Source organism: Streptomyces sp. NPDC000878, from assembly GCF_053599695.1.
Map to the genome: position 1 here is coordinate 1 of NZ_JBSFMT010000090.1, position 19,823 is coordinate 19,823.

Genomic DNA, 19,823 nt, shown 5'->3' on the forward strand with positions numbered 1-19,823 from the left:
CGGGGATCAGGGTGGGCAGGCCGATGCCGAGATTGACGTAGGAGCCGTCGGTGAGTTCGGCGGCGGCACGGGCGGCCATCCGGTCGCGGGCCCAGCCCATGTGCGTGCTCATGCGCGAACGGTCCTCTTCTCTACGTGCTTGTCGGCGGCCTGGGTTGGAGTGAGGGCCACGATCCGCTGGACGAAGATGCCCGGCAGGTGCACCTCGTCGGGGCTTAACTCGCCCGGTTCCACGAGCTGTTCGACCTCGGCCACCGTCACGCGCCCGGCCGTCGCGGCGAGTGGGTTGAAGTTGGCGGCCGACTTGCGGAAGACGAGATTGCCGTCCCGGTCGCCGCGCCAGGCTCGTACGAGGGCGAAGTCGGTGGTGATCCCGTGCTCCAGGACGTACGTACGGTCGGCGAAGTCGCGGGTCTCCTTGGGCGGGGAGGCCAGGGCGACCGTGCCGTCGGCGGCGTAGCGCCAGGGCAGTCCGCCACGGGCGACCTGGGTGCCCACGCCCGCGGGGGTGTAGAAGGCGGGGATGCCCGCTCCGCCGGCCCGCAGCCGCTCGGCCAGCGTGCCCTGTGGCACCAGCTCCACCTCCAGTTCGCCGGACAGGTACTGGCGGGCGAACTCCTTGTTCTCGCCCACGTAGCTGCCGGTCACGCGAGCGATGCGGCCCGCCGACAGTAGGACGCCCAGCCCGCGCCCGTCGACTCCGCAGTTGTTCGACACGACATGAAGGCCGGTCGCGCCTTGGGCGTGCAGGGCCTGGATGAGTACGTCGGGAATGCCGCTGAGGCCGAAGCCACCGACGGCCAGTGAGGCGCCGTCGGAGATGTCGGCGACCGCCCTCGCTGCGCTCGCGCGGACCTTGTCCATGGAGGAAGGGCCTTTCTGTCGTGCGTTGTTCCTTGGGACGTACGTCGTCGATCCGGGCCCGCCAGATACCTCGGTCACCTCGGTGGCGATCACCCGGGCGCCTTCGCGGACCAGTGCCTCGGCCTCCGCGGCGCCCTGACCGCCGGCCGCGCCCGTGATCACGACGACCTTGCCGAGGAGTCGCTTGGTCATGGCCTCTCCCGGGAGCGACGCCGAGCGGCCGCAACCGGTACGGGATCGACGCCGCTCACCACGGTGTTTGAGACGCTGCCGATGCCCTCCACGGTGAGCGTCACCGTGTCGCCGGGCTTGAGCGGCGCCGGGTCCTGTTTGCCGCGTACGCCCCACAGCTCGGCGAGGCATCCGCCGTTGCCGCAGGTCCCGGAGCCTAGGACGTCGCCGGGGCGTACGACGGTGCCTCGCGAGGCGTAGGCGACCATCTCCTCGAACGTCCAACTCATGTTGGACAGCAAGTCCTTGCCGACCACCTCGCCGTTGATCTCGGCAGTCAGCGCGAGGCGCAGGAAGCCGTCCCCGTCGCGGTACTTCTCCAACTCGTCGGCGGTGACCAGGCACGGCCCGAGGGTCGTGTCGGTGTCCTTGCCCTTGCAGGGGCCGAGGCCGACCTTCATCTCGGCGGACTGCAGATCGCGGGCGGACCAGTCGTTGAGGATCGTGTAGCCGACGATGTGCTCGCGGGCCTGTTCGGGGCTGAGGTCGCGGCCCTCCCTGCCGATCACGGCGGCGACTTCGAGCTCGAAGTCGAGCACGCTCGACCCCGGGGGCATGGGGATGTCGTCGTGCGCGCCGTACACCGCGTACGGGTTGGTGAAGTAGAACGTCGGCGCCGCGTACCACCGCTCGGGCACACCGGCGGCCCCGTCCACCGACTTCCGTACGCCCTCGACGTGTTCCTCGAAGGTGACGAAGTCCCGCACGGTGGGCGGCTGGAGCGGCGGCAGCAGTCGTACGTCGGAGATGTGGGGACCGGCCGGTCGCCGTTAGGCAGGAGTTCCCACAGTCCACGAACCCGGAGCGCTCGCGCGCCTCGTCGTCGAACTTGACCATGGCCGGTCTGTCCGACCGGGTCGTTGGCGAGATCGGAAGGGCCGGGTGCTTGAGGACGCTCTGGGCTTGATTCCTGGGGAGATCGAGGCGCGAGTGCTGGAGGACGCTCAGCGCAGGGAAATCGAGGAGCGGGCCAAAGTGGAGCGAGCAGCTCGCTGGGGAGAGGCCATGGAGGATGCCAAGGAGCGGGCTATTCAGGACCAACTCGCCTCGGCGCTTCGTGACGAGGCCAGGCGCTGGCGAGAGGCGGCCGCACTGAGTGAGTACTGCGATGCTCTTGAAGGCAGTCTTACCGATCCGCGCGGTTGAACCGCCCCGGGTCGGGTGGAGACTCGATTTCGTGAAGGGATCGAGTCATGGCACGCGCTTCTTCCCATCCCGCTGAGCTGCGCAAACGAGCAGTGCGCATGGTCGCCGAGGTGCTCGGTGATTACCCGAACGAGTCCGCCGCGCTGAAGACGGTGGCCGAGAAGCTCGGCATCGGCTCGGCCGAGACGCTGCGTAAGTGGGTCCGCCAGGACCAGGTCGGCTCCGGCACCCGCCCCGGGACCACGAGCGAGGAGTCCGCGCAGATCAAGGCGTTGAAGAAGGAGAACGCCGAACTCAAGCGCGCGAACGACATCTTGAAAGCCGCAGCGAGTTTCTTCGCGTCAGTGTCATCCGGTGGGTGGCTGCCCTGGCACGCTCGCCACGGGCGTCGGCAGAGACGACGAACGTTTTTACGCCGCCGCCGGCCGACGCGGTGTGCCGTATCTCGATCCCGAGATCGAGGACGATGTCCTTGACCGTGAACCGGATGGGCGAGTCGGCCCCGTTCTGTTGGGCCACAGCCAGTCCGGCACGCACGGCCTTGATCGCCTGCGGCAGCTCTGTCCCGTCCAACTCCACTGATCCTCCTGGCCACTTGGCGTCAGCAGGACAGTGTGCCGACCTGGGCCGCAGGGAGGAAGGCGGCGCTCGGATGTACCACTGGGCTGAGACAAGTCGGCGGTCAGGAGCCCGCAGGCTGCGGCTGCTGCCACGTATGAGCGGGAAGACTTTCCGCGAGCGTCCTGAAGTACCGCTGCTCGCACCAGACTTCGCGGTTGCCGATGACGAACAGGCGGCGTTTGGCGCGGCTGGCGGCGACGTTGAGGAGGTTCGGGCGTTGTGCCGCCCAGGCACGGGCGCTGGGCGCCTGCGGGTCGGTGCCGAGGATGAGGATGACGACGTCGGCTTCCTTGCCCTGGGTGGTGTGGATGGTCCCGGCCCGGTGCGAGGAGATCAGCCCCTGGGTGGCGACTCGGGCACCGTCCTTTACCTTGCGGAACGGGGTGATGACGTACACGTCCTGATCCAGATCGACCCCGCCTTCCGCGCGGAGCCACTCCAGGATGCGGCGCATCGCGCGGCCTTCCTCTGGCGCCCAGTGGCCGGCCGGCCGTGTGGCGAGGACGTCGACCCAACAACTTCCCGGGTTGTACTGGTAGGGGCCATGCTCCGGAGTCCCGAAGACCATGAGGGTCAGCGACCGGATGGCCATCGTCGAGTGGTGAGCCGACGGCCGGGGCGTTGCCGTCTTCAGGGTCCGGCGGGTGCGTTGGCCGCGCTGCGTCTGCGGCTGCCGGCCTCGTCCTCGCCTCCCCCCAGGGATCCCCCTCGGCGTCCGAAGGGGATCCCGTCCTCGCCTGCCGTCAGGAGTTAAGCGCGTCGATGAGAGCCTTGGTGACGTCTTCGGTCGTGGCCGTTCCGCCGACGTCGCGGGTGAGGATGCCGGCGGCCGTCGTCGCCTCGATGGCCTTGTTGAGGCGGGCCGCCTGGTCGGGGAGGCCGAAGTGTTCCAGCATCAGTGCGGCGCTGCCGACCGCGCCGATCGGGTTGGCCAGGCACTGGCCGGCGATGTCCGGGGCGGAGCCGTGGACGGGCTCGAACATGCTGGGGAAGCGGCGTTCGGGGTTGAGGTTGGCGCTGGCGGCGAGGCCCAGGCTGCCGGCCAGGGCGCTGCCGAGATCGGAGAGGATGTCGGCGTTGAGGTTGGAGGCGACGACGACGGAGAGGTCCTCGGGCTTCAGCACGAACTTGGCGGACATCGCGTCGACCAGGACGCTCTCCGTCTCCACGTCCGGGTAGTCGAGAGCGACGCGCTTGAAGACGTCGTCCCACAGGACCATGCCGTACTGCTGGGCGTTGCTCTTGGTGACGGAGGAGACCTTCTTGACCGTCCTGGTGCGGGCCAGGTCGAAGGCGAACCGCATGATGCGTTCGCAGCCCACCTCGGTGAACAGGGCTGACTGGATGGCGACTTCACTGCCCTGGCCGCGGCCGGAGAGGTTGCGGCCGCCGAGTCCGGCGTACTCGCCCTCGCTGTTCTCGCGGACGACGACCCAGTCGAGTTCGGTGTCGTCGGCCTTGCGCAGCGGACTCTGCACGCCGGGCAGGAAGTGCACGGGACGGACGTTGGCCCACTGGTCGAAGTTCTGGCAGATCCTCAGACGCAGGCCCCAGAGGCTGATGTGGTCGGGAACGTTGGGCCAGCCGACGGCGCCGAAGTAGATGGCGTCGAAGTCCTTGAGCTGGTCGAGGCCGTCCTCGTCCATCATCTTCCCGGTGCGCTCGTAGTACTCGCAGCCCCAGGGGAACTCCTCCCACCGGAAGGCGAAGGCGCCGCCTGAGTCCTCGGCCAGGGCGTCGAGGACGGCACGTCCTGCGGCGACGACCTCCTTGCCCACGCCGTCGGCGGGGATGGCGGCGATACGGAACGTGCGGGGTGCGGTCATGGCTGCCTCCGGCTCACTGTCGTGCGGTCTTTTCCGAGTCAACACACCGGCGTCGGGGCGCGTCCAAGACCTGCTTCCGATACGACCCATAGGCGCACCCGATCGGTTGCGCGTCACCCTTCCGGAGCGGTTCGCCGGATCCGCCGGTCGGCCAGGGACCTGGTGAGGGTGAGGAAGGCGCGGGCGGCCGACGTGAGGTGCGCGGGCAGGCTGACCATCGCCACGTGCAGATGGGCGGTCGGTTCGATGGGGGCCACGACGGCTCCGCAGCGGCGGGCCAGCCGGGTCCAGGAGGACGGCAGGACGGCGATGCCCACCCCGGTCAGGACGAGCGGCAGGATCGAGGTGCGGTGGTCGACGACCGTCACGATCTCCGTGCCGGTGCCGCCCGCGGTGACGTCGTCGACGATGCTGCGCATGAGGCTGCCGGTGCGGGAGGCGATGAGCTTCTGCCCTGCCAGGTCCTCGGGCCGGATGGTGACGTCGTCCTCGATCGCCCCGCCGGGCGCGGCGACGACCACGAAGGGCTGGTCCTCTACGTGCAGGACGTCGAGCCCGGACGGGTTGACGGGGCTCGACGAGCCCAGCAGGCCCAGCTCGCAGGCCCCGCTGCGGACCAGGGACACGACCTCGTCGGGGGTGAAGGCGGCCTGGGTGCCCACCGTCACGGACGGGTGCAGCTCCGCGAACCGGTGGATGAGAGTGGTCAGCGGCTCGATGCCGGGCGAGGGCATCGTGGCCACCTCGACCCTGCCGCCGTGCAGCCCGGCGAGTGCGGCGGCAGTGTCGCGTACGGCGGCCAGGTCCCGCAGGACGCGTCGGCTGGGCTCCAGCAGTTCCGTGCCCGCCTCGCTGAGCACGACACCGCGTCCCACCCGGTGGAAGAGGACCACCCCGAGGTCGGCCTCCAGGTTCGCCATGGCCTGCGACAGCGACGGCTGGGCCACGTGGAGCGCGGCGGCGGCCTTGCTGAAGCCTCCGTGCTCGACGATGGCCAGGAAGTACTCCAACTGCCGGGCGTCCACGGTGCCTCCGCCGGTTGATCTGTCCTGGGGCAGGGCCAACTTAGACCGACCGGGCCGCTTCGTGCGCGCGCCCGCCGATCCAGCGGTCGGCGAGGTTGCGTCCGCACTGCGCGAGCAGCCGCGCGGACAGCGCGCCGTCGTTCGCGCAGTCCTGGTCGGTCAGCTCCGTCAGAGCCTGGACGGAGCTGAAGTGGGCGGCGGCGCGTTCGGCGGACAGGGTGCAGCGGCCGGCGACGGCGTGCACCTCCACGCCCTGCCGACGGGCCCGTCGTGCGAGCGCGACGGGCAGCTTGCCCGACAGGGACTGCTCGTCGAGGCTCCCTTCACCGGTCACGACGAAGTCGCTCGTGGCGAGCAGAGCGTCGGCGCCCAGCAGGGTGAGGAAGTAGTCGGCACCCGAGCACATCCGTCCACCCAGCAGCAGCCCGGCGTATCCGAGCCCACCGGCCGCCCCGGCCCCGGCGGTTCGGGCGAGGCGGGCCGCGTCCGGGACACCGGCCGCCTCCAGGCGTCGTACGAAGGTGCCGAGGGCCGCGTCCAGTTCCCGCACGTCGTGCTCGGTGGCCCCCTTCTGGGGGCCGTAGACGGCGGCGGTGCCCGTCGGTCCGAGCAGCGAGTTGTCCACGTCGGTGGCGAGAACCAGGTCGACCCCGGCCAGTGCGGCACGGGCCGCGGTGAGGTCGACCGTGTGGAGGTCGGCGAGTCCCTGGCCGCCGGGGCCGATTGAGGCGCCGTCCGCGCGAGCCAGTACCGCGCCGAGGGACTGGAGCAGGCCCGCGCCACCGTCGGTGGTGGCGACCCCACCGAGGGCGAGGACGATGGTGTCGGCCTCGCCTGCCAGGGCGTACTGGACGGCCTGCCCGATGCCCCGGCTGGTGGCGGTCAGCGGTGCCTTGCGGCCGTCCGGCAGGACGCCGAGGCCGCAGACGGCCGCGGCTCCGACGAGGACGGTACGGCCGTCGACCGCGACGGGCGCCGTGACGGGCCGCCCGGTCGGTCCGGCCACGGTGACCGTCTCGGCGCGGAAGCGGCCCGCGGCGCAGGCGGCGGCGACGCTGCCCTCTCCGCCGTCGGCCAAGGCGAGCCGGGTGACGCGGGTGTGCGGGGCGGCTTCCCGCAGTCCGTGCTCCAGCGCGCGGGCCACGGCGTCGGCGCTGAGGGAACCCTTGAACTTGTCCGGGGCGATCAGGACGGAGGCCATCAGGGGGCCACCTCGGCGGTCTGAGCGGCGGGGGGCGCGACGGCCGGGCGGTGCTTTTCCAGCTCGACCTCGGCGCCGGCCTCGGGCCCCGCCTCCGCTTCGGCCTCCGTGGTCAGCGGGGGCTCTCCCGCCTTTCCGGCCAGCACCGCCCGGGCCCGCTCCAGGTCCAGGCCGTTCTCCCACCTGGCGACGACCAGGGTGGCGACGGCGTTACCGAAGAAATTGACCAGGGCCCGGCACTCGGACATGAACTTGTCGATGCCGAAGATGAGCATGATGCCCGCGGCCGGGACGGAGCCGACCGTCGACAGGGTCGCGGTGAGCGCGATGAACCCGCCGCCCGCGACGCCCGCCGCGCCTTTGGACGTCAGCAACATGACTGCCAGGAGCCCGAGTTGCTGGCCGATGGAGAGGGAGGTGTCGGTGGCCTGGGCGATGTAGAGAGTGGCCAGCGAGAGGTAGATCGCCGCGCCGTCGAGGTTGAAGCTGTAGCCGGTCGGCACGACCAGGCCGACCGTGGACCGCTCCGCGCCCATGAACTGCAGCTTGCGCATCAGTCCGGGCAGCGCGGGCTCGGCGGTCGAGGTGCCGAGGATCAGCCAGAACTCCTCCTTGAAGTAGCGGAAGAGCTGGAAGATGTTCAGCCGCACGTACAGGGCGAGGACTCCGCCGAGCACGACCACGACGAACAGCGCCGAGGTGACGTAGAAGAGGACAATCAGCGAGCCGAGGCTGGTCAGCGTGGACAGGCCGAACTTCCCGATGGCGTACGACATCGCACCGAACGCGCCCAGCGGCGCGGCCTTCATGACGAACGACAGGACCTTGAAGACGACCTCGGTCAGTCGCCCCACGGCCGCGATGATCGGCTCGCCCGTCTTCCCGACCAGCTTGATCGCGATGCCGAAGACGACGGCCAGGAAGATCACCTGGAGGATCTTCCCCTCGACGAACGGGCCGAAGAAGCTGTCCGGCACGATGTTGGTGAGGAACTCCCACCAGTGCTGGTGCTCGCCCGTCTCGACGTACTGGCTCGCGTCTCCCGAGGTCTGCAGCGTCGACGGGTCGGCGTGCACGCCGTCGCCGAGCCGGAAGACGTTGATCGCCACCAGGCCCGTGAGCAGGGCGACGATCGTGCCGACCTGGAAGTAGGCCAGCGCTTTGATGCCGGTGCGTCCGACCTTCTTCAGGTCTGCGACGCCGGCGATGCCGCCGATGATCGTCAGGAAGACGATCGGGCCGATCAGCATCTTCATCGCGGTGATGAACGTCGTGCCGATCGGCTCCATGTCGGTGGCCAGATCCGGCCACCGCCAGCCCAGCACGATGCCGATCACGATCGCCACCAGCACCTGGATGTACAACTGCCGGTACCACGGCTTCGCCGCGATCCGCGCGGCCTGCTCGGCTCGACCGTGGCTTGGGGTATGCGTCATTGCAGCCTCCCTGATCGCGCGATACCGAGCCCGATCGGTACGCGCCAGCTTTGGGCCACAGTGAACCGGTCCGGCGGCAGGTGGTCCACGACCAAAAATCGATGCCCCGTATAGGTGCGGCCTATTGGTTTCCCTCCCGAGGCTGACAGCCGGCCGTCCAGAGCTCCCACGGCATCCTCGAACGGCTCGTGCTGCCCGCGGATGCTCTGACCGCGAGGTGCCCCTGGCCGGGCGAGGGCAGTCGACGGGCCGCTCGGCGTCGTGGTCGAAGAGACGCGATGCGGAGGCCGCGGCGACCGGGTGGCGCCCGCCTCCATGATCCCCAATTGTTTCCGACCGGGGGGTATTGACGAGTCCTACCTCCGATGTCATTGTTTCCGCAACATGGACATCAGATGTCTGATGTCAGATGTGATCACCGAACGAAGAGGTTCCCGCCATGTCGCTCCCGGAAGACCTCGCCGAGCAGTTGCTCACCGCGATCATCGACGGCCAGTACCCGCCGGACTCCGCGCTCCCGCCCGAGGGAGAACTCTCGGAGCAGGGCGGGGTGAGCCGGCTGACCGTGCGGGAGGCGGTCAAGCAGCTGCGTGCGCAGAATGTCGTACGGGTGGTCCGCGGCCGGGGCACCTACGTCAATGCACCGGACCGCTGGACCGCCCTGGAGCCGGTGGTGCGGGCGGCCTCCCGCACCGCGAGCGGTGCCCTGTCGGAGCGGCTGATCGAGGCACGCCGGCTCATCGAGAACGGCGCCTGCGAGCTCGCCGCATCCCGCCGCACCGAGGAGGACCTGAACGCGCTGCGCCAGCACCTGGCGAGCATGCGCGAGGCCGCCGACGCGGGCGACACCGAGCAGTTCGTGCAGGCCGACATCGACTTCCACGACACGGTGATGCGGGCGACCGGCAACCTGTTCGTCCCGCTGCTCTTCGAGCCGTTCGGCCCGCTGCTCGTCGAGGGGCGCCGGGAGACCTCGGCCGTCCCCGAGATCCGGACGAACGCCATCGCGCACCACGAGGCGGTGCTCGCCGCGCTGGAGTCCGGCAGCCCCGAGGCCGCCCGAGTCGCCATGGACGGCCACATGAACCAGACCGCCGACGACCTGCGCACCCACGTCATCAAGCGCGACCTCGACTGACGCCCCCAACTCCCCGTTAGAGACCAGGAATTCGCCATGTCCCTACCCCTCCATGCCCAGACGGGACCCGTAAGAGAGGCCGCGGTGCTGGAAGGGCTCCCGCCCGTCCGCGAGGTGAGCGCCGCCGAGGTGGCCGCCCGCATATCCGGCGGCCCCCGTCTCGTCGTTCTCGACGACGACCCGACCGGCACCCAGACGGTCGCGGACGTGCCGGTCCTGACCTCCTGGACGGTGGACGACCTGCGCTGGGCGCTGCGCCAGGACAGTGCCGCCTTCTTCGTCCTCACCAACACCCGCAGCCTGTCGCCCCAGGATGCCGCCGCTCGCAACCGCGAGGTGGTCCGCGCCCTGCACGAGGCCGCGGCGGCCGAGGGCACCGGCTATGTCCTGGCCAGCCGCGGCGACTCGACCCTGCGCGGCCACTTCCCGTTGGAGACCGACGTCCTCACCGAGGAACTCGGCGAGCTCGGCGTCGGCGCCCCGGACGGGGTCGTGCTGGTGCCCGCCTACATCGAGGCGGGCAGGCTGACCGTGGACTCCCGCCACTGGATGCGCACCGCCGACGGCCTCCTCCCGGTCGGGGAGAGCGAGTTCGCCCGCGACGCCACCTTCGGCTACCGCCGCTCCTCGCTGCCCGAGTGGGTCGAGGAGAAGACGGGCGGGCGCGTGCTCGCGGGCGAGGTGCTGCGCATCACCCTCGACGACCTGCGCGGCGGCGGCCCGGCGCACACGGCGCGATTGCTGTCCTCGCTGCGCGGCGGGCGTACGGCCGTGGTCGACGCGGTCTGCGACGATGACCTGCGCGTGCTCGCCCTGGCTCTCGCGCAGGCGGAGGAGGGCGGCACACGGCTGCTCTACCGCGTCGGGCCGTCCTTCGTCAGGGCCCGCGCCGGACAGGCCGGGCGGTCACCGCTCACCCCGGCGCAGCTGCGCCCGCTGCGCGGCGACGCGCCGCACGGGCTGATCGCCGTGGGGTCCCATGTGTCGCTGACGACACGGCAGTTGGACCGGCTGCGGGAGCGCGGTGGGATCGCCGAGTACGAACTCGACGTGGCCCTCCTGCTCGACGAGGAGCGGCGTGACGCTCACATCACCGAGGTCGCGACCGCGGCCGCCGACGCGCTGGAGACGGCCGACGCCGTGATCCGCACCTCGCGCACCCTGGTGACCGGCGCCGACGCGGACGACAGCCTGGCGATCTCCCGTCGGGTATCCGCCGCGCTCGTGGAGGCCGTACGGCAGGTCAACGCCACCCGGCGGCCCGCCTTCGTCATCGCCAAGGGCGGCATCACCTCCAGCGACACCGCCACCCACGGACTGGAGATCCGCCGCGCCTGGGCCCGGGGCACGCTGTTGCCCGGCATCGTCTCCCTCTGGGAGCCCGTGGACGGCCCCGCCGCCGGCATCCCCTACATCGTCTTCGCCGGGAACGTCGGCGGCCCCGACGCCCTCGCCGACGCCCTCGACCTGCTCCGGAGCTCGTGATGCTGCTGCACGGTACCGATGCCCTGAAGCAGGCCGCGGCAGCCGGTCACGCCCTGCCCGGGTTCGTCGTCTACAACCTGGAGACGGTCCAGGGCATCACGGCCGCCGCCGATGCCGCCCGACGGCCCGTCCTGATCCAGGCGGGCTCCAGCCCCTTCAAGCACGCCGGGCGCGGGGCCCTGATGCGGCTGGCGCTGGACGCCGCCGAACACTCGACCGCCCGCCTCGGGGTGCATCTCGACCACAGCCGGGACCTGGACGAGATCACGGCCTGTCTGGAGGCGGGCTACACCTCCGTCATGGTCGACGGCTCCCACCTGCCGTTCGCCGAGAACATCGCGCTGACGCGGGAAGCGGTACGGCGGGCTCGTGGCCACGGTGCCTGGGTGGAGGCCGAGCTCGGTGCCCTGCCGGGCGACGAGGACGTCTCCACCGACGCCGTCGCGCAGACCGCGGCGATGACCGATCCGGGGCAGGCGGCCGAGTTCGTCGCCGCGACGGGCGTCGACGCGCTGGCCGTGGCCGTCGGCAACGTCCACGGCTTCACCAAGGACCCGGTCCGCCTCGACCTGGACCGGCTGGCCGCGATCCACGAGCTCGTGCCGGTCCCGCTCGTGCTGCACGGCGCCAGCGGCCTGCCCGTCGAGGAGCTGCACGGCGCCCTCGCGCGCGGCGTCGCCAAGGTCAACGTCAACGCCGAACTGCGCCGCGCCTACCTGGAAGCCGTCAACGCGACCCTCCCGGCCGCGCTGCCCGGCTCCGACGTCGTCTCCGTCTGGGCGGCGGGCCGCGACGCGGTCCGGGACGCCGCCCTGGAGGTCATCGGGCGCCTGAGCCCCCGCGCCGAAGGGGGAGCCGCGTGACCTTACCCCGGCCCCGCTGACGAAGAACCGCACCACCGCGCAGTACGGCACGAGACCGCCGTACGACCGCCCGCCGCATCGCACCACCCTCGCGAGCCGCCCCGACAGCCGCCGGCCCTTGCGCCATCCCCCTCGCAGACGCCGCGGCTGAGCGCGACCCCTTCACTTCTGGCGGCGCCTTCCCCACCGCCGGCAGCCAACTTGCTCCTTTCCCCTTTCTCTTCGCAGGAGGACAAAGATGTCTCCCCACCCCCGTCCCCACACGGCCGTCATCGGCCTGGGCGCCATGGGACTTCCCATGGCGTGCCGCCTGGCGGGCGAACTGCCCGTCTCCGTCTACGACATCGCGGCCGATCGGCGATCCGCCCTGGCCGCCCAGGGCGCCCGCGACGACGCGTCCCCGGCCGAGGCCGCCCGTGACGCCGACGTCGTCGTGCTCGCCGTACGCGACCAGGCGCAGGTCGAGGGCGCGCTGTTCGGCGAGAACGGCGCCGCCGAAGCCCTCCGCCCAGGCACGGTCGTGGTCCTCACCAGCACGGTCGGCCCCGAGGCGGCCCGCTCCACCGCGGCGCGGCTCGCCGGGTGCGGTGTGCTGACCGTGGACGCGCCGGTCAGCGGCGGTCCGGTGCGGGCCGGAAACGGCGATCTGCTGATCGTCGTCGGCGCCGAGGACGTGGCGCTGAAGGCGGCCCGGCCGGTGCTCGACCTGCTCGCCTCGACGCTCACCGTCGTCGGCCCGCGCCCCGGCGACGGCCAGGCGATGAAGGCGGTCAACCAGCTGCTGGCCGGCGTGCACATCGCGGCTGCCGCCGAGGCGATCGCGCTCGCCCGCGGGCTCGGACTGGACCCGGGCACGGTCGTGGAGAGCCTCAAGCACGGGGCCGCCGGGTCGTTCATGTTCGCCGACCGCGGGCCGCGCATGGTCCAGACGTACGAGGACGGCGCCGAGGTCGAGGTGAAGTCGCGGCTCGACATCTTCGTCAAGGACATGGGCATCGTCACCGGCATCGCCAAGGACGCCCACGTCCCGGTGCCGCTGGCCGCCGCGGCCGCACAGCTCTACCTGCTCGGCGAACGCGCCGGCCTCGCCGCCCGTGACGACTCCTCCGTCGTCACCGTCCTGTCTCCCAAGTCGTCGGAAATATCCGCAGAAACAACCCCGGAAGGAGAGGGACGATGAGCCACACCGCCCTGCTCACCATCGCGGTCGCCGGTGTGGCGACCCTGCTCCTGCTCATCCTCAGAGCCAAGGTGCAGCCCTTCGTCGCCCTCGTCGTCGTCAGCGTCGGCGTCGCGCTCGCCGCGGGCGTGCCCGCCGCCGACCTGGTGAAGACCATCGAGGACGGCATGGGCGCCACCCTCGGCCACATCGCCACCATCATCGCGCTGGGCGCGATGATCGGCCGGATCATCGAACTCTCCGGCGGCGCCCACGCGTTCGCGCACTCCCTCATCGAGAAGTTCGGGTCCCGGCGCACCCCGCTCGCCCTGACCGTCGCCGGATTCGTCCTCGGCATCCCGGTCTTCTTCGAGGTCGGCCTGATCATCCTGATGCCGATCGCGTACGGCGTCGCCCGCGCCTCCCGCAAGCCGCTGCTGATCTACGCGCTCCCGATGGGCGCCGCGATGCTCACCGTGCACGCCTTCCTGCCGCCGCACCCCGGCGCGGTCGCGGTGGCCGCGACGATCGGCGCCAGCCAGGGCCTGATGCTGCTGCTGGGCATCCCCGTCACGGCGGTCGTCGCCCTGCTCGGCTACTTCGTGTCCCGTCGCCTGACCCGCCGCGAGTACCCGATGGACCCGGTGGTGTACGCGGAGGTGTACGGCGAGCCGGAGGCCGGGGACGAGGGCGGGGCCGGCAGCGCCCCGGCTCCCGTGGCGGCCGGCCACGGCACCGCCGTACTCACCAAGCCCGCGCCCTCGGAGACCGACGTCCGCCCGCCGTCCTTCGGCATGGTCCTGGCGCTGATCGTCACCCCGATCCTGCTGATCCTCCTCGGCACCATCGGCCAGAACGCGCTCGCCGAGGGCTCCACCCTGCGCGCCGTACTGACCGTCCTCGGCGCCCCGATGGTGGCCCTGCTCATCGACGTCGCCCTGTGCGGCTGGTTCCTGGGTGCCCGGCGCGGCTGGGACCGCGCGCGCATCGCCGAGGTCATGGGCTCCGCGCTGCCGCCCGTCGCGATGGTCATCCTGGTGGCCGGGGCGGGCGGTGTCTTCGGCAAGGTCCTGGTCGCCAGCGGCATCGGCGACGCGATCGCCGACGTCCTGGACCGCACCGGGCTGCCCGTACTGGTGCTCGGCTTCCTGTCCGCCCTCGCCCTGCGCGCGGCCCAGGGCTCGGCGACCGTGGCCCTCATCACGACCGCCGGCATCCTCACCCCGCTGCTCCAGCGCGCCGACCTGTCGACGGGTCAACTGTCGCTGGTCGCCCTGGCGATGGGCGCGGGCGCCCTCGCGCTGTCCCACATCAACGACGCCGGGTTCTGGATGTTCACCAAGCTCGCCGGTCTCGACGTGGCCGCGGGTCTGCGCACCTGGACGGTCCTGACGACCGTCATGGGATGCGCCGGCTTCGCCCTCACCGCGGCGCTGTGGCCGCTGGTCTGACCAGGCCTGCCGAACATACGGAGCCGCCCGCCCGAGTCCTGACCGGCTCGGGCGGGCGGCTGTGCGCTGCGGCTACTTCTTCTTGCTCTTGTAGCCGGTGACGTCGGTGATCCAGGCCACGAAGTCGGGCAGGTCGATGTTGGCGCCGTGGCCCTGGTCCCAGTAGTAGAGGTGGTTCACCTGGTCGCCGAGGCGGTGTGCGGCGGCGGCGAGGTTGGCGGAGATGACGTGCGAGGTGTCGGTGTCGTTGGTGCCGAGGCGGATCCACCAGTGCTTGGTCCGCTTCGGGTTGGCCTTGCCCACGAGGTGGTGCATCGGGTTCATCAGGTCGAGCTTGGCGGGGATGTCGCTCGCGACGCGCTTGGTGGTCAGGCCCGTGGTGTCGTTCTTGGCGCCGTACGCGGTGTAGTGGCGGGCCTTGGTGGTGCCCGTGCCGAACTCGTTGTTCTCGCCGGCCGACAGGTCGAAGGCGTCGAAGGCCGGGGTGGTCTTCTTGCGGGTGCCGACGTGGGTGAGGAAGTCGTCCCAGGCGAAGGTCGCCTTGCCGTTCTTCCAGGTGATGAAGGTGTTCTTGGCCAGGTAGGTCTCGCGGTCGGAGTCCGACAGGTCGGTGAGGTAGGTGGTGGCGGAGGGCTCCAGGTACTGCTTGACCAGGTACTCGTCGTAGTTGCGGGCGGTGAGTGTGCCGAAGCCCGAGCCCTTCAGACCGCGCAGCCTCAACTTCGCCTGGTACTCGGCGAACTGCGACTGGAGATCCTTGGACACCGTCTGGTCGACGACCTTGCCGGTGGACTGGGTGACGTTCGTGCCCCAGTTCCACTCGTAGGCGCCGTCGGCGTGCTCCAGGTCGGTGATCGGGCACCAGGCGCCGGTGGCGAAGATCGCGTCGGAGGCGTCGGCGGCGCCGATCTCCTTCAGAAGCTTGTCGTAGAGCGGGCTGTCACCGGAGGCGCCGAGCAGCGAGGACAGGGCGCCGCCCGCGCTCACGCCGGCGGAGACGATCCGGTCGGTGTCGCCGGGGATGCGGCCCTTGTTGGCGCGCAGATACCGCACGGCCGCCTTGAGGTCGACGATCGCCGCCGGGGCGGTGCCGTAGTACTCGTCGGCGGAGTTCGTCGTCGTGCGGCCTCGGGCGCCGGGCTCGACGACGACGTAGCCGGCCAGGAGCGCCATCTGCGGCATGGCTTTGGCACCGCCGCCGCCGGGCGGGGCGGGGGTGGCCGTCGTGGAGGCGGACGGAGACGGAGAGGCCGACGTGGAGGGGCCGCCGCCGTTGGGGGGCGTTCCGGACCCCGCCGCGCCGCCGATGCCGGTGGCCGCCGCCACGGAGGACTCGACGTAGCCGGCGATGACGTTGGACAGGACGATGGGCGCGTTCGAGGCGTCCACGGCCTTGCCGTCGATCTCGACGGGCACGCTGACGATCAGACTCTGGTACTTCTCGTCGACCGGCTTGGAGACGTACGTGATGGCCTTCCAGAAGTGGTAGGTCACGTCGTGGGCGGTGCCGTCGGTGTCCGTCAGGGTCGTCGTGATCTCGGTGTAGCCGTCCGGATCGAAGACCAGGCCGCCCGAGGAGGACGACGAGTCGGAGGCGGTTTCACTGGACGCCTGCGCGCTGACGGCGATGCCGCCGACCGCCGCGACACCGGCGGTCGCACCGATCCCCAGAACGACCGACCTACGCTTGATTGCCTTGTGCTTCAACTTGATGCCCTCTCCGGAAGTATCCCGCCGGTGCTCACAGATGGTCGCGGACTGAGTGATCCGCTCCTGCGAACGTAGAGAAGTGTTGACGATGATGCCAACGATCCTGCTCGTTTCATGGGGGACCCATATGACCTCATGGGCGGCTCACAGCGACGTCCCGCCCGGTACACAGGAGAACTTCCGGAGTGCGGCCTGGCGGCCAGGTCAGGAATTCAATCCCTCCCCGCGGTGCGTGCCTGCAGGAACGACGACCCGGTCGCCACCGCCGGCTACGTCAGCCTGTCGGGTACGTCCATGGCGACCCCGCACGTCTCCGGGTCCGCGGCCATCCTCGCCGAGGAGCACCCGGACTGGTCGGGGCAGCGGATCAAGGCCGCGCTGATGGCCTCCGCCGTGCCGCTGAACGGCACGTCCTCGCCGTACGAGCAGGGCACGGGCCGCGTCGACGTGGCCCGCGCCGTCCAGCAGACGGTCGTCGCCGACACCCCCTCGTTCTCCCTCGGGACGCAGAGCTGGCCGCACACCGACGACAAGCCCGAGCAGCGGACCCTCACCTACCGCAACACCGGTGACCAGCCCGTCACTCTCGACCTGGCGGCGACCGCGACCGGCCCCGGCGGCGCGTCGGCCCCGGCCGGCATGTTCACCCTCTCCGCCTCCCGGCTGACCGTCCCCGCAGGCGGCACCGCGACGGACATTCTCACCGCCGACACCCGGGCCGGCAGCGCGGACGGCCTGTTCGGCGGCACCGTCGTGGCGACGACGGCCGCCGGCCAGAGCGTCCGCACCACCTTCGGGGTGACCCGCGAGGCCGAGTCGTACAACCTGACCCTCAAGGCCGTCGGCCGGAACGGGAAGCCGACCGTCCCCGACCTCTCGAACCTCGTCGCCCTGGACAACGACCGGCAGTGGACCCCCTACGACAGCTCCGGCGGGGGCGACAGCCAGGGCGCGAAGACCACGGTCACCCTCCGCGTGCTCAGGGGCTGCTACTTGGCCGACGCCCTGTTCCAGCGGGAGACGGACACCTCCGAAGAGGCGACCCAGCTCGTCGCGCCGGGGCTGGTCGTCGACAAGGACACCACGGTGACCCTCGACGCCCGCGCCGCGAAGCCCGTCGACATCACCGCCCCCGACAAGCGCGCCACCCTGGCCGACGGCCAACTCGCCTTCGGGGCCCGCGGCGCCAAGACCGCCCACGACTACTACAACAGCCTTCAGGGCATCGACTACTACAACCACGTCTACCTCGGCCAGATCGGGCCCGCGGCCGGGCCGAAGGACTTCATCGCCCAGATCGGCGGGGTCTGGCAGCACGGTGACACCGGGCCGGTGTACAACCTGGTCGCCACCCGGAAGGGCTCCTTCTTCACCGGCCTGACCCGCGCCTACACCACCCGGGGACTCGCCAGGCTCGTCACTCCGGTCGGCTCCAACTCCCCGGGCAGCAGCGTCCAGACAGGGCGGCGGGAACCACGCCATCACGGTGACCGGGAACACCTGCCTGGACGAGTACCTGGCGAATTAGCTGTCCGACGGCACAGTGCCGCGCGGCAGCGGCGAGGTCGACGCCCGGCAACGCCACCCAGAGGTGGGCCCGAGGGCAGTCCCCATACTTTCTGAGTCCGGCCGACGGGGCCTTTTCCAGGTCGCGGTGCTTTGGCACCCACAAATTTACTTGGCAGCAAACTGGCCGGTTCCATTGACGTGCTCTTGGCCGAAACTTATCTTCTGGTCGAAGTTGCGCACGATGTTCGAAGTTTCGAACTTGATGGCCGTCAAAGGAGACAGCGGTGTACCGCACCCGTTACTGGTTCACTCTCGTGGCTCCCCTGCCGGCCCTGTCTTCTCCACTCGTCACTCAGCCCGCCGCCGCGGCGTCACCGGTCGCCGCCACGCTCAGGCGAAAACTCCGGCTCCTCGGCCGTTGACCGGCCCGACGAGACGTTCCGCGTCACGCGACAGCAGGTCCTGTCCCGCAGGCACAGAGACCGGCTTCACCCTCGACCCCACCTTCACCCGATCGCGGCACCCCGCAGTAAGACAGGAGACGTACATGGCCAGGCTTCTCTCCCGGCTGGCGGCGATACTGGTCGCCGCCTGCCTACTCTTCACGTCCCAAGCCTTGACCACACCCGAGCGGGCCGCTGCCGCCGACCCGGGCTACCTGATGGTGCACTTCACCGGGGAGGGGTCGACCAATCAGCAGATGTACCTCTCGCACAGCACGGACGGCCTGCACTGGAACGACCTCAACGGCGGAGGGATGGTCCTGCGCTCCACGGTCGGTACGAAGGGGGTGCGCGACCCCGCACTGGTGAGATCCCCCGACGGGAGCAAGTACTGGATCGTCGCGACCGACCTGTGTATCGGCTGCGGGCAGGGATGGGGTGACTCCCAGACCAACGGCAGCCGCAACCTGGTGGTGTGGGAGTCGACGGACCTGGTCACCTGGTCGCAGCCGTGGCTGCTCAACGTCGCCGGCGCGATCCCCGACGGACGTAACGCGTGGGCGCCCGAGGCGATCTGGAACCCGGCGACCAACGACTACGTCCTGTACTGGGCGACAAACGCGACGCTGAACGGCGTGCTGAAGCACCGCATCTACTATGCCCGCACCTCGGACTTCCGCACCATCACCACCCCGCAGCTCTACATCGACCGCCCCGGCACCCAGGGCATCATCGACACCCAGATCATCGAGACGCCGTCCGGCGTCGGCGACTACCGCTACGTGCGGGCCTCCGGCGATGGTCAGATCACGCTCGAAGGCAGTAACTCGATCCTGGGGACGTGGACCACCCTCGGCGACCTCTCCGGCGTCGGCCTCACCGGGTCACAGGTCGAAGGTCCGATGTGGATGAAGTTCAACGGCAGCAACAAGTGGGCCCTCTACCTTGACCAGTACGCCACGGGTGGCGGTTACATGCCGGTCGTGACGACGGACCCGTCCGATCCCAGCGCCTATCAGGTCCCGGCGTCGGGAAGCTACGACATGGGCGGCACCAAGAAGCGCCACGGCTGGATCCTGAACATGACGGCCGCCGAGGAGAGCCGCGTGCTCGCACGCTGGCCCAACACGACCGCCAACCGGCTCCAGTCGTACAACTTCCAGGACCGGTACGTGCGGCACACCAACTTCGACGTGCGCATCGACCAGAACGCCAGTACCAGCCAGGACTCCCAGTTCCGGATGAGAACCGGCCTGGTGGGCTCCGGCACCGTCTCCTTCGAGTCGGTGAACTTCCCCGGGTACTTCCTGCGGCATTCCGCATTCGATTTCCAGCTGGCCTACAACGACGGCACCACCGGGTTCGCCCAGGACGCCACCTTCCGCCAGGTCGCCGGACTCGCCGACACGACATGGTCGTCGTTCCAGTCGTACAACTACCCCGACCGGTACATCCGCCACTACGCGTATGAACTCAAGCTCGACCCCATCTCCACGGCGACGGCGCGCAGCGACGCCACGTTCCGTGTGACGAGCTGACCCGACAGGGATGCCGGCACCCTCACGGGGTGTCCTCCCGCCTGCCGCCCGCCTCCAGCGGGGAAGGTGCCGGCATCCCGACCGGCGAGCCATCCCGGTAACCCTGACGTCCGAGCACGATCCTCCTTGCGAAATGAATCGAGGGACCACGTTCCCGAACCGGGGTGCGGCGGGCTG

18 protein-coding genes and 2 pseudogenes are annotated in these 19,823 nt (G+C 70.5%); 10 read left to right on the forward strand and 10 right to left on the reverse strand.

What is annotated here, in order from left to right; all coding sequences use genetic code 11:
- The 3 genes and pseudogenes from ACWDR4_RS43890 to ACWDR4_RS43900 all read right to left on the reverse strand — a co-directional run.
- Window positions 1-100 (reverse strand): CoA-transferase (locus tag ACWDR4_RS43890; protein WP_450417068.1); only part of this gene is annotated, 100 nt, incomplete at its 3' end.
- Window positions 101-108: 8 nt separating this feature from the next.
- Entirely contained in the window at window positions 109-864 is a 756-nt protein-coding gene (locus ACWDR4_RS43895; RefSeq protein WP_450417069.1) for a CoA transferase subunit A, read from the reverse strand.
- 188 nt (window positions 865-1,052) lie between these two features.
- Window positions 1,053-1,859, reverse strand: a pseudogene (locus tag ACWDR4_RS43900) (fumarylacetoacetate hydrolase family protein); the annotation flags it as partial.
- Window positions 1,860-1,977: 118 nt separating this feature from the next.
- On the opposite strand from ACWDR4_RS43900, the gene ACWDR4_RS43905 reads away from it, so the two are divergent.
- Window positions 1,978-2,241 carry a hypothetical protein gene (locus tag ACWDR4_RS43905; RefSeq protein ID WP_450417020.1) on the forward strand — a complete coding sequence of 88 codons (264 nt, stop codon included), beginning with the start codon at window positions 1,978-1,980 and terminating at the stop codon, window positions 2,239-2,241.
- A 47-nt stretch (window positions 2,242-2,288) separates the two neighbouring features.
- Window positions 2,289-2,576 (forward strand): annotated as a pseudogene (locus ACWDR4_RS43910) (transposase); the annotation flags it as partial.
- Here the strand turns inward: ACWDR4_RS43910 and ACWDR4_RS43915 are convergent.
- The 6 genes from ACWDR4_RS43915 to dctA all read right to left on the reverse strand — a co-directional run bounded on the left by ACWDR4_RS43915 (window position 2,536) and on the right by dctA (window position 8,350).
- Window positions 2,536-2,820, reverse strand: coding sequence for a trypco2 family protein (locus ACWDR4_RS43915; protein ID WP_450417022.1), 285 nt, complete (start codon window positions 2,818-2,820; stop codon window positions 2,536-2,538). The pseudogene ACWDR4_RS43910 and the gene ACWDR4_RS43915 overlap by 41 nt on opposite strands.
- A 103-nt stretch (window positions 2,821-2,923) precedes the next feature.
- On the reverse strand, window positions 2,924-3,454 hold the full coding sequence (locus ACWDR4_RS43920) for an AAA domain-containing protein (protein ID WP_450417024.1): 531 nt from the start codon (window positions 3,452-3,454) through the stop codon (window positions 2,924-2,926).
- Window positions 3,455-3,605: 151 nt separating this feature from the next.
- Window positions 3,606-4,688 (reverse strand): tartrate dehydrogenase, encoded by a 1,083-nt coding sequence (locus ACWDR4_RS43925; protein WP_450417025.1) that lies wholly within the window; start codon window positions 4,686-4,688, stop codon window positions 3,606-3,608.
- A 113-nt stretch (window positions 4,689-4,801) separates the two neighbouring features.
- On the reverse strand, window positions 4,802-5,713 hold the full coding sequence (locus ACWDR4_RS43930; protein ID WP_450417027.1) for a LysR family transcriptional regulator: 912 nt from the start codon (window positions 5,711-5,713) through the stop codon (window positions 4,802-4,804).
- Between the two features lie 40 nt (window positions 5,714-5,753).
- A complete protein-coding gene (locus ACWDR4_RS43935; RefSeq protein ID WP_450417028.1) occupies window positions 5,754-6,914 on the reverse strand; it encodes a glycerate kinase in 1,161 nt (386 codons plus the stop codon).
- Window positions 6,914-8,350, reverse strand: a complete 1,437-nt coding sequence (dctA, locus tag ACWDR4_RS43940) for a C4-dicarboxylate transporter DctA (RefSeq protein ID WP_450417029.1) — start codon at window positions 8,348-8,350, stop codon at window positions 6,914-6,916. Before dctA ends, ACWDR4_RS43935 begins: the two co-directional genes overlap by 1 nt.
- Window positions 8,351-8,789: 439 nt before the next feature.
- On the opposite strand from dctA, the gene ACWDR4_RS43945 reads away from it, so the two are divergent.
- The 5 genes from ACWDR4_RS43945 (at window position 8,790) to ACWDR4_RS43965 (ending at window position 14,446) form a co-directional block, all read left to right on the forward strand.
- The gene (locus ACWDR4_RS43945) at window positions 8,790-9,488 is read left to right on the forward strand and encodes a FadR/GntR family transcriptional regulator (protein WP_450417031.1); all 699 of its coding nucleotides are present in this window, start codon (window positions 8,790-8,792) and stop codon (window positions 9,486-9,488) included.
- A 36-nt stretch (window positions 9,489-9,524) separates the two neighbouring features.
- The gene (locus ACWDR4_RS43950; protein WP_450417032.1) at window positions 9,525-10,973 is read left to right on the forward strand and encodes a four-carbon acid sugar kinase family protein; all 1,449 of its coding nucleotides are present in this window, start codon (window positions 9,525-9,527) and stop codon (window positions 10,971-10,973) included.
- A complete protein-coding gene (locus ACWDR4_RS43955) occupies window positions 10,973-11,836 on the forward strand; it encodes a class II fructose-bisphosphate aldolase (protein ID WP_450417034.1) in 864 nt (287 codons plus the stop codon). Before ACWDR4_RS43950 ends, ACWDR4_RS43955 begins: the two co-directional genes overlap by 1 nt.
- Before the next feature lie 238 nt (window positions 11,837-12,074).
- The gene (locus ACWDR4_RS43960; protein ID WP_450417036.1) at window positions 12,075-13,016 is read left to right on the forward strand and encodes an NAD(P)-dependent oxidoreductase; all 942 of its coding nucleotides are present in this window, start codon (window positions 12,075-12,077) and stop codon (window positions 13,014-13,016) included.
- Window positions 13,013-14,446, forward strand: coding sequence for a GntT/GntP/DsdX family permease (locus tag ACWDR4_RS43965; RefSeq protein WP_450417038.1), 1,434 nt, complete (start codon window positions 13,013-13,015; stop codon window positions 14,444-14,446). The genes ACWDR4_RS43960 and ACWDR4_RS43965 overlap by 4 nt, the downstream gene beginning before the upstream one ends.
- A 72-nt stretch (window positions 14,447-14,518) precedes the next feature.
- Here the strand turns inward: ACWDR4_RS43965 and ACWDR4_RS43970 are convergent, their stop codons facing one another.
- Window positions 14,519-16,153, reverse strand: coding sequence for a subtype B tannase (locus ACWDR4_RS43970; protein ID WP_450417039.1), 1,635 nt, complete (start codon window positions 16,151-16,153; stop codon window positions 14,519-14,521).
- 231 nt (window positions 16,154-16,384) lie between these two features.
- On the opposite strand from ACWDR4_RS43970, the gene ACWDR4_RS43975 reads away from it, so the two are divergent.
- The 3 genes from ACWDR4_RS43975 to ACWDR4_RS43985 all read left to right on the forward strand — a co-directional run bounded on the left by ACWDR4_RS43975 (window position 16,385) and on the right by ACWDR4_RS43985 (window position 19,646).
- Window positions 16,385-17,779, forward strand: coding sequence for a S8 family serine peptidase (locus ACWDR4_RS43975; protein WP_450417041.1), 1,395 nt, complete (start codon window positions 16,385-16,387; stop codon window positions 17,777-17,779).
- A 170-nt stretch (window positions 17,780-17,949) separates the two neighbouring features.
- On the forward strand, window positions 17,950-18,087 hold the full coding sequence (locus tag ACWDR4_RS43980; protein WP_450417043.1) for a hypothetical protein: 138 nt from the start codon (window positions 17,950-17,952) through the stop codon (window positions 18,085-18,087).
- Between the two features lie 125 nt (window positions 18,088-18,212).
- Window positions 18,213-19,646 (forward strand): glycoside hydrolase family 43 protein, encoded by a 1,434-nt coding sequence (locus tag ACWDR4_RS43985; protein WP_450417044.1) that lies wholly within the window; start codon window positions 18,213-18,215, stop codon window positions 19,644-19,646.
- Window positions 19,647-19,823 lie beyond the last annotated feature (177 nt).

Bases quoted from the DNA above. Each gene is read 5' to 3' on its own strand.
- ACWDR4_RS43920 (WP_450417024.1), bottom strand. From the start codon at position 3,454: ATGGCCATCCGGTCGCTGACCCTCATGGTCTTCGGGACTCCGGAGCAT.
- ACWDR4_RS43950 (WP_450417032.1), top strand. From the start codon at position 9,525: ATGTCCCTACCCCTCCATGCCCAGACGGGACCCGTAAGAGAGGCCGCG.
- ACWDR4_RS43960 (WP_450417036.1), top strand. From the start codon at position 12,075: ATGTCTCCCCACCCCCGTCCCCACACGGCCGTCATCGGCCTGGGCGCC.
- ACWDR4_RS43965 (WP_450417038.1), top strand. From the start codon at position 13,013: ATGAGCCACACCGCCCTGCTCACCATCGCGGTCGCCGGTGTGGCGACC.
- ACWDR4_RS43955 (WP_450417034.1), top strand. From the start codon at position 10,973: ATGCTGCTGCACGGTACCGATGCCCTGAAGCAGGCCGCGGCAGCCGGT.
- ACWDR4_RS43985 (WP_450417044.1), top strand. From the start codon at position 18,213: ATGGCCAGGCTTCTCTCCCGGCTGGCGGCGATACTGGTCGCCGCCTGC.
- ACWDR4_RS43945 (WP_450417031.1), top strand. From the start codon at position 8,790: ATGTCGCTCCCGGAAGACCTCGCCGAGCAGTTGCTCACCGCGATCATC.
- ACWDR4_RS43895 (WP_450417069.1), bottom strand. From the start codon at position 864: ATGGACAAGGTCCGCGCGAGCGCAGCGAGGGCGGTCGCCGACATCTCC.
- ACWDR4_RS43935 (WP_450417028.1), bottom strand. From the start codon at position 6,914: ATGGCCTCCGTCCTGATCGCCCCGGACAAGTTCAAGGGTTCCCTCAGC.
- ACWDR4_RS43925 (WP_450417025.1), bottom strand. From the start codon at position 4,688: ATGACCGCACCCCGCACGTTCCGTATCGCCGCCATCCCCGCCGACGGC.
- dctA (WP_450417029.1), bottom strand. From the start codon at position 8,350: ATGACGCATACCCCAAGCCACGGTCGAGCCGAGCAGGCCGCGCGGATC.